This window comes from Faecalibacterium sp. Marseille-Q4137 (genome assembly GCF_017377535.1).
In the GTDB taxonomy this organism is placed as follows: Bacteria; Bacillota; Clostridia; order Oscillospirales; family Ruminococcaceae; genus Faecalibacterium; species Faecalibacterium duncaniae.
Genome location: NZ_JAFREK010000067.1, coordinates 1 through 7,276 on the forward strand (window position 1 = coordinate 1; position 7,276 = coordinate 7,276).

A 7,276-nucleotide genomic window follows, 5' to 3' on the forward strand; every position below is an offset into this window, starting at 1 on the left:
TTTCCTTTCTTTTCTTGATTACATCTACTTAGCCATAAGCTGCTTCATGCCCTGAGACTTTGCTTATGTGTGATAAAGAAGTAATAGAAGTGTAAAAAATTTTGCCGTTCCTATCCGGCACTTGCGCAGGGTGTCGGATAGGTCGGGCTTATTCTTCGGGCAAGTCAATCTTGCCGACAAAGCTATAATAAATATCAATGCGCTGGTGGCGTACTTCGTTCTCGTCATACTCACATTCATAGACAACGATTTTCTCCACCATTTCACGCAAGAGGGTGTGTGTCAGTTCCTCGATAGAAAGGTACTTGCGGACAATGTTCATAAACTTTTCAGCGTTTACCGTGGCTTCCTGTGCCTTGTCCAGTTCGCCCTGCAATGCGGCGGCTTTCTCCTTCAGTTCCCGCTGCTCGGCTTCGTAGTCTGCGGACATTTCCATAAAACGCTCGTCATTGATTTTCCCGTTTACATTGTCCTCATACAGACGTTTGATATAGCGGGAAAGTTCTGCAATGCGGCTCTGCACCTGTTCAAGCTGCTTCGTGGCTGCCGCCTGTTTCCGCTTGCCGCCCATTTCATTCTGCTGGATAAGCAGCTTCACGAACCGGGCTTCATCGGGTCTTGCGTTACGAATCAGCGTTCGTTGTGGCGCTGCTGCTTTTTCTGCCACGCATCCAGAAGCTGAATGATTTTTTCTTCCATTTGCCGAGGCGTATAGCTGCGTGGAAAGTATTTTCGCAGGATGTCGTTTTTGATAGTTACGGTGTCCTGCTCACTCTTCTTTTCCTGCCCCAAAATATCAAACGCCTTTTCATAGGTGAACTCACCACACTGCGCCATCTTCTTTAGTTGCTGAGCCTGCGATACAGATGGGGCATTTTGGGTACCATCCATGGCTTCTAAAAAAGCCCGCTGTTGGCTTTCGTCCAGATAGGACAGTTCCACAGCGGGATTGAAGGAGATCTTCTTTTCGTCTACCATGTCCAGCAGTTCCGGGACAAGGTTTGTCAAGCGGATGAAACGGCGAATAGTATCTTTACTTACCCCAGCATCATCGCCAACTTTTTCGACGGACAACTTCTGCGCAACTTGCGTAGAAGTTAAATCTGACCTAGCACCTTGATTTTTTATTGCGTCCAGCTTCATTTTGTAGGCAAAAGCCTTCTCACTGGGCAGGATGTGTTCACGTTGGAGATTGCTGTCCACCATTAATATCACAGCAGCATCGTCCGACATCTGCCGCACGATAACCGGCAGGGTATCCAGCCCGGCAAGTTTAGCCGCATACTGGCGGCGATGCCCGGAGATGATCTCGTAGCCGCCCTCCGGGCGAGGGCGGGCGATCAGCGGAGCCAGCACACCGTACTGTGCGATGCTCTCCACCGTCCGGGTCATGGCTTCATCGTCCAGCACTTTGAAAGGGTGGTTGGTGAAGGGGTGCAGCGCATCAATGGGAATCTGCTGCACCTGTTCCCGCTGTTCCTCCTGTCGGTTTTCCTCGGTGGAAAACAGATCATCTAGCCCTTTCAGAGCTAAGTTTCCGCTGTCGATCGGCATCCGCCAGCACCTCCTTTGCAAGAGATTTGTAGGCTTCTGCCACCTTGCCCTTGGGGTCATAGGCAAAGATGCTTTTGCCTGCCGCACTGGTTTCTGCCGCTCGGACAGAACGGGGAATGGTCTGCTCAAACACCTTCAGGTTCTTTCCGTATGCCTGCCGGATCAGATTGCTGATCTGCTTTCCGTAGTTGGTGCGGCTGTCGGTCATGGTCAGCAGAATACCCTCGATTTTCAGTTTCGGGTTGATCTGCCGCCGGACCTTTTGGACGGTCTGCAAAAGCTGTTCCAGACCTTTTGCAGACAGGTACTGCGCCTGTACGGGAATCAAGGTGGTGTCTGCTGCTGCCAGTGCATTGACGGTCAGCATCCCAAGGGAAGGGGTGCAATCCAACAGGATAAAGTCGTATTCGCGCTTTGCACCGTCCAACACCTGCTTGAGCATCTTTTCCCGGTTCATGCTGTTCACAAGGGTAACTTCCAGCCCTGCCAGTTCGATGTTGGCAGGGATCAAGTCAACGCCCTCTGCGTGGTGCAGAATGCCCTCGCCGGGCTGGATGGGCTGGTCGTTCATGGCTTTCTGCATCAGGGTGGAAAGTGTGGTAGGCAATTCATCGGGCTGCTGCCAGCCCATACTGATGGCAATGTCCGCATGGCGGGCAAATATAAATCTGCACGCAGTGCACACGACTAGCCATAGGAGTGAAGCGACTATGGTCAAGCTGCCCTGCGGGTCAGCGTCCACCAGTAGGACCTTCTTGCCCTCCATCGCCAGCCCGATGCCCAGATTTTCACAGGTGGTGCTTTTCCCTACACCGCCTTTTTGATTGGTGACTGCGATAATCGTAGCTTTCTGTGCGATAACATCACCCCGCCTTCGGTGAACCACGCGCAAAGTCGTGGTTCGTCTTGTTCTGATAGTAGAGGTTCATGGTGGTGGGCGCATTGTAGAGCATCGCCAGCAGATACTGCTTCATGTTCCGCACCGGTGCAGTGTTTTCTGCAAGAGAATCCAGCACAAAACGGATGTGGTCGGCATTCAGCTTTTTCAGCCGACTGCGTACCACCTCGGTGGGCTTGTCATCTCCGGCAATCCGCAACATCTTGCGTTTGGTGGAACAGGTATCCACAAGCAAGTCTACGATCTGATAGATGGTGTCCTCATCGTCCGGGCAGAGCCGGAGCAGGAGGTCAACCTCTAACACCTGATAAAAATAATCCTCAAGCTGCTCCCGGATGCCCCCGGAATAGATAGGGTCAGGATCGTTCCGCTCTGTCTTATTCTTATCAGTCTTATTTGCTTGCGGTTTTGGCTGCACCAGAATTGCGCTTTCGGCAGCACAAGAATTGCTGTTTGGGCAATTCTGTACTTGCGCTTTTGGCAAGCCAGAGGAAAAGTCCTTGACGTAGATCAGGCTGGGTCTGCCCAGACCACGGCGCTTGCGCTCGATGAGGTCCATGTCCTCCAATTCCCGGAACAGCTTGACCGCCTTGTGTTCGGCGCAGCAGAGGGATTCCTGCACCTCCCGGACAGTGTAGATGATATACACCCGACCTTGCTCGTCCAGCCAGCCGTTCTTTACAGACAGGCTCATGCGGTCCAGCAGGATGCCGTACAGTGTCCGGGCATCTGTGGAGAGCTGCCGGAAACGGCAGTCTTGGAACAGTGCCTTGGGGATGCGGAAATAGGAGAACAATTCGCCCGACTGACCATAGAAGTAGTCCAGCATCATTTGGTGTGTCCTCGGATTTTCAACTGTAGGGGTGTATTCATGTGGAAAACTATCCCTCCCTCCGAAATGAATGAAAAACAGGTTGACATTCACCAGAAAAAACGCTTACAATGATGATAATAAAAGTGTCAACCGATGTAACAGGAGAAGATGCTTATATGCTTAATGTTTTTTACGGTGATATGCCGAACGTGATCTACAACACCGCTGTTTATTTTAAGAACACTTATGCAGAGGAGTGGATCACGGCTCCGCTTACTCGTGAGATGATACAAGACGTAGACCATTCCACTGTACTGGACAGCGGTGTGATTGATAGTCCGGTGCTGGGGAAGATTCCCCCGGTGCAGTTGTCGGGCGGAGTAAAGACCCTGATTTTGATAGCCAACGAGCCGGAAAAGGTGTTCAACGCTTCGACCTGTGGAGATAACTGTGCCAAATGGCTGTTAAAAATCGCTGAAAATCGGGATGTTACCATCAACCTTCGGCATCTCATGGATTTTGGAAATGGAACATTTACTATCCGCATCCTGAACACCAATCAGATCGTTCACTCCATGCGGGAACTTGTCCCCGTTGCAGGACTTTATGTGTGAGGATTTTTTATGACAGGAGCATATCGGGTCGTTGTACAAAACCGAAAAATCAAGTTCGATTTTGAAATACGCCGGAACATCACGATCTTGCGTGGAGATAGTGCCACAGGAAAAACAACGCTCGTGGAGATGATTCGGGAATACGAGGAACTAGGCCCGGACAGTGGAATAGAACTGCAATGCGAGAAGGATTGCGTTGTTCTTTCCGGGCGGCAGTGGGAAAAACAGCTTTCCGACCTTTCGCAGAGTATCGTTTTTATTGATGAAGGGAATGCTTTTACTGCTTCAAAGGAATTTGCCGCAGCGATTCAGAAAACAGACAACTACTATGTGCTCGTCACGCGGGAAGGACTTGAAACATTACCGTATAGCGTAACGGAAATTTACGGCATCCGGGCATCCAAACACTTCGGAGACTTGAAACAGACCTACAATGAGTTTTTCCGAATTTACGGAAAGCCGATGGGGTTGGAGAAACTAAAACCAGTGGCAATCATTACAGAGGATTCCAATTCGGGGTTCCAGTTTTTTCAGGCTGTTTGCGCCGAAAACGGAATTTTCTGCGAATCTGCTGGTGGAAAGTCCAACATTTTCAAAATGCTGTCCGACCGTGCAGGGGAGAATATTCTGGTGGTTGCAGACGGTGCGGCATTTGGTTCGCAGATGGAGCGCATTATGCAACTGCTTGCCCTCCAGCCGGATTCTCATATTTACCTGCCAGAATCGTTTGAATGGTTGATTCTTCGCTCTGGATTGCTCGAAGACACAGAGGTCGATGAAATTCTGAAATCGCCGGAAAATCATGTGGAAAGCCAGCAGTATTTCAGTTGGGAGCGATATTTTACGGCTGTGCTGATGCAAAAGACCGCTGACAGCTATCTGAAATATACGAAGTCAAAACTGAATCCTGTGTATTTACAGGAGCATGAAAAGAAAGCGATTCTTTCGGAGATGTCCCACATCCAGCTCGACAAGAAAGACATATAAATCCCTACTAAGCAAACAGGACTGCTTCACACACATTGTACTGTGGAGCAGTCCTGTTCGTTTAATATGTAATTGTCATTGCACCTTCATGGCAGTCCTGTGCATAGGTGCGGAGCAAATCGAGGTGCTTTGAGGATTTTCGGACGATAGCCGTTGCACGGTCGCCGGACATAAACTCAACGACTGCCAGCCGAGGAATCGTCAATGTACCACGAATTTTGAATCCTACAAGGATCTTCTGATTGCACCATCGCTGGATGCTTTGTGCAGAGTAGCCCGTCAGTTCCGAAACTACCGGGGTGGTCAGCAGATCATCATATCCAACCGTGAGATTTTCCCATAGGGTATACAGCCCTGTTTTTTCTGGCTCTGTAAAATCGAAGCGGATGATCTCTGTGACAGGCTTGTCCGGGTGCCGCTTGGGGCAGCCATTCTTTCCGATATAAAAGCCCGTTGGCACTTTATACTTTTCGGGGTTATCTTCGCGGTCACACAGGTAGGTGATCACGTCGTGGGTCGCAATATGGTATTTGCGTGTTTTCTTTCCTGTATTGGTACACGGAACGAGACCGGAATCCAGAAGATACTTTGCGTGTTGCTTGTTGATGCGGGCAACACGGTAGAACTGGTCTTTCGTCATTCCGTTGGGATATTCTTCGAGTATTTTATAGCACTCTAACAGAGTCCTCATATTCATCCATCCTTTGCTGCTTTGATTTTGTCAGCGTCAGAAGCAACATACTGTATGGATGGATCATGGCTCCCGGAATCTCTCTCGCCCGTTCTCTCCAACGGGCGTAAAATCTCTCCCGATTCTCTCCAAAAGGCAGATTTTTCTGCGTTTTGGAAAGTGGGTTCAAATCCGCATGGAGCCTAGTGATTTTGGATTTTGATGAAATTTTAAGCGTAAATTCGATGGTTCGTATCTTCTGGAAAAGTCGGCTAATTACCTCTGTCTTCCACCAAGTACCGTGAAGCAGGAAAAACTCGAAATCGTTTTGTCCTTAATCGGGCACGTGGGTTCGAATCCCACCATCTCCGCCAATAAAAGGCACCGGCTTAGGCTGGTGCCTTTTTTGCGGCTAAGATGGTGAGGATGAGAACAGGGCGGCGGCAGAGTGCGGCTGCTGGTCTTGTTCTTCATCACATCACTGACCGCTGGGCGGCCATCGGTATCAATTAGAACTTGTCGGGGCAAGACCCCTCCATTTGCTTCGCAAACGCAAATTGTCATGTGTGTTCCTCCATCACCCACTGAAAAGCCTTTGCCGTACGCAAATCAGCGTCCTTAAAGTGTCCACCGCTGTTCCATTCAAGGGTGCAGTCTGCGCCACGCTCTGTAAGCCGACTGTGCAACGTGCGGATATTATCCCCTACCGCAGCCATGATGGTGTTTTTTGTGTGTTCTTCTTTATCTCCAAGGCTCAGATAAATGTGTTGTGTCTGCATGGGGTGCTGCTGTTCAAACTCCATCCAGCCCGGAAACCACACAGAGGGAGAAGCGGCGGCGACACCGTAGAACAAATCGGTCTGGGTGGATGCCCACAGCGCAAACAATCCCGCCAGCGAGTAGCCGCCCAGAATGATTTTGACGTTTTCCGGGAGAGGAAACTGCTGCTCCAGTGTGGGAATGACCTGCTCCGTCAGAAAGCGCAGGGTGTCCCCAGCTTTGCCGCCGAAGCCTTGCTTTCCCCACACGGCAGGGGCTTTCCACGGAGAAAGCGCATCGTTCCAGCTTTCCACCGGGAGAGCTGCAAACAGAAAATTCCGGCTGCTTTGTGCGATCGCCGCCACTTCATAATCCATACTTTGCAGCTCATGCTCACCTGTCATTTGGAGCAGCAGGTATTCTGCATTGGCTTCGCCGTAAATGCGGCAAGGTGTGTTCCCGATTTGCATTGTCTGTGCGGTCACTGTAGCAGCCTCCCGAAAAAAATTGGTAAGCCCAGTATAGCAACTAAAAAATCGTTTTGCAATTCAAACGGTTTTCAGAGCAGACGCAAGCGGCACAGAGGTACATTCCCCTCTGCTCTCTGGCAAATTACAGCGCGGATGTGATATAATGGAGAAAAAACACCGGGGAACGGCACAAAAGACGGGGGATGCAGGATGAAACAGAGGCAGCGAGAACAGGTTCAAAGAGGCTGTGCGGTGGGCACCGTGGTGCTGCTGGCATGGCTGTGCCGGGTGCTCCCGCTGGAGGGGATGCCCTCCGGCCTGCAGGAAGCCTGCGGCATCCTCCGGCTGTGCAACCGGCAGATGTTCCGGGTCTACCGTGCCCTCTCCGGCCGGGATCTGCAATCGCTGAAGGAGCTGTACCAGCAGGTGTGGGCTCCCGCCCCCGAGGCTCCGGTGCTGCCCGTGGTGCAGGATGCAAGACCTGACCCCGCTCCCGCCCCGGCCGGAGAG

General features: G+C 50.9%; 8 protein-coding genes and 1 pseudogene. 3 read left to right on the forward strand and 6 right to left on the reverse strand.

Features of this window, described 5'->3' with window-relative positions; genetic code table 11:
- Positions 1-148 precede the first annotated feature (148 nt).
- From J3353_RS15140 to J3353_RS15155, 4 genes and pseudogenes are all read right to left on the reverse strand, one after another.
- Positions 149-616 (reverse strand): annotated as a pseudogene (locus J3353_RS15140) (DUF4368 domain-containing protein); the annotation flags it as partial.
- Between the two features lie 14 nt (positions 617-630).
- Positions 631-1,554 carry a ParB/RepB/Spo0J family partition protein gene (locus tag J3353_RS15145; RefSeq protein ID WP_207685167.1) on the reverse strand — a complete coding sequence of 308 codons (924 nt, stop codon included), beginning with the start codon at positions 1,552-1,554 and terminating at the stop codon, positions 631-633.
- Positions 1,511-2,413, reverse strand: a complete 903-nt coding sequence (locus J3353_RS15150) for a ParA family protein (protein ID WP_207685169.1) — start codon at positions 2,411-2,413, stop codon at positions 1,511-1,513. Before J3353_RS15150 ends, J3353_RS15145 begins: the two co-directional genes overlap by 44 nt.
- A 4-nt stretch (positions 2,414-2,417) precedes the next feature.
- Entirely contained in the window at positions 2,418-3,284 is an 867-nt protein-coding gene (locus J3353_RS15155) for a DUF6017 domain-containing protein (RefSeq protein WP_097791726.1), read from the reverse strand.
- A gap of 158 nt (positions 3,285-3,442) precedes the next feature.
- Here J3353_RS15155 and J3353_RS15160 point away from each other — a divergent pair, with 158 nt between their 5' ends.
- Positions 3,443-3,880 (forward strand): DUF4869 domain-containing protein, encoded by a 438-nt coding sequence (locus J3353_RS15160; RefSeq protein ID WP_015565721.1) that lies wholly within the window; start codon positions 3,443-3,445, stop codon positions 3,878-3,880.
- 9 nt (positions 3,881-3,889) lie between these two features.
- The gene (locus tag J3353_RS15165; RefSeq protein ID WP_015565720.1) at positions 3,890-4,867 is read left to right on the forward strand and encodes a hypothetical protein; all 978 of its coding nucleotides are present in this window, start codon (positions 3,890-3,892) and stop codon (positions 4,865-4,867) included.
- Between the two features lie 61 nt (positions 4,868-4,928).
- On the opposite strand, the gene J3353_RS15170 is transcribed toward J3353_RS15165, so the two are convergent.
- Positions 4,929-5,558 (reverse strand): helix-turn-helix domain-containing protein, encoded by a 630-nt coding sequence (locus J3353_RS15170; protein ID WP_097791729.1) that lies wholly within the window; start codon positions 5,556-5,558, stop codon positions 4,929-4,931.
- 539 nt (positions 5,559-6,097) lie between these two features.
- Complete coding sequence (locus tag J3353_RS15175) at positions 6,098-6,766, reverse strand: alpha/beta hydrolase (RefSeq protein ID WP_207685170.1); 669 nt, start codon at positions 6,764-6,766, stop codon at positions 6,098-6,100.
- Positions 6,767-6,976: 210 nt separating this feature from the next.
- Here J3353_RS15175 and J3353_RS15180 point away from each other — a divergent pair.
- On the forward strand, positions 6,977-7,276 hold a 300-nt coding region (locus J3353_RS15180; protein WP_207685168.1), incomplete at its 3' end, for a hypothetical protein.

Bases quoted from the DNA above. Each gene is read 5' to 3' on its own strand.
- J3353_RS15160 (WP_015565721.1), top strand. From the start codon at position 3,443: ATGCTTAATGTTTTTTACGGTGATATGCCGAACGTGATCTACAACACC.
- J3353_RS15165 (WP_015565720.1), top strand. From the start codon at position 3,890: ATGACAGGAGCATATCGGGTCGTTGTACAAAACCGAAAAATCAAGTTC.
- J3353_RS15155 (WP_097791726.1), bottom strand. From the start codon at position 3,284: ATGATGCTGGACTACTTCTATGGTCAGTCGGGCGAATTGTTCTCCTAT.
- J3353_RS15145 (WP_207685167.1), bottom strand. From the start codon at position 1,554: ATGCCGATCGACAGCGGAAACTTAGCTCTGAAAGGGCTAGATGATCTG.
- J3353_RS15170 (WP_097791729.1), bottom strand. From the start codon at position 5,558: ATGAGGACTCTGTTAGAGTGCTATAAAATACTCGAAGAATATCCCAAC.
- J3353_RS15175 (WP_207685170.1), bottom strand. From the start codon at position 6,766: ATGCAAATCGGGAACACACCTTGCCGCATTTACGGCGAAGCCAATGCA.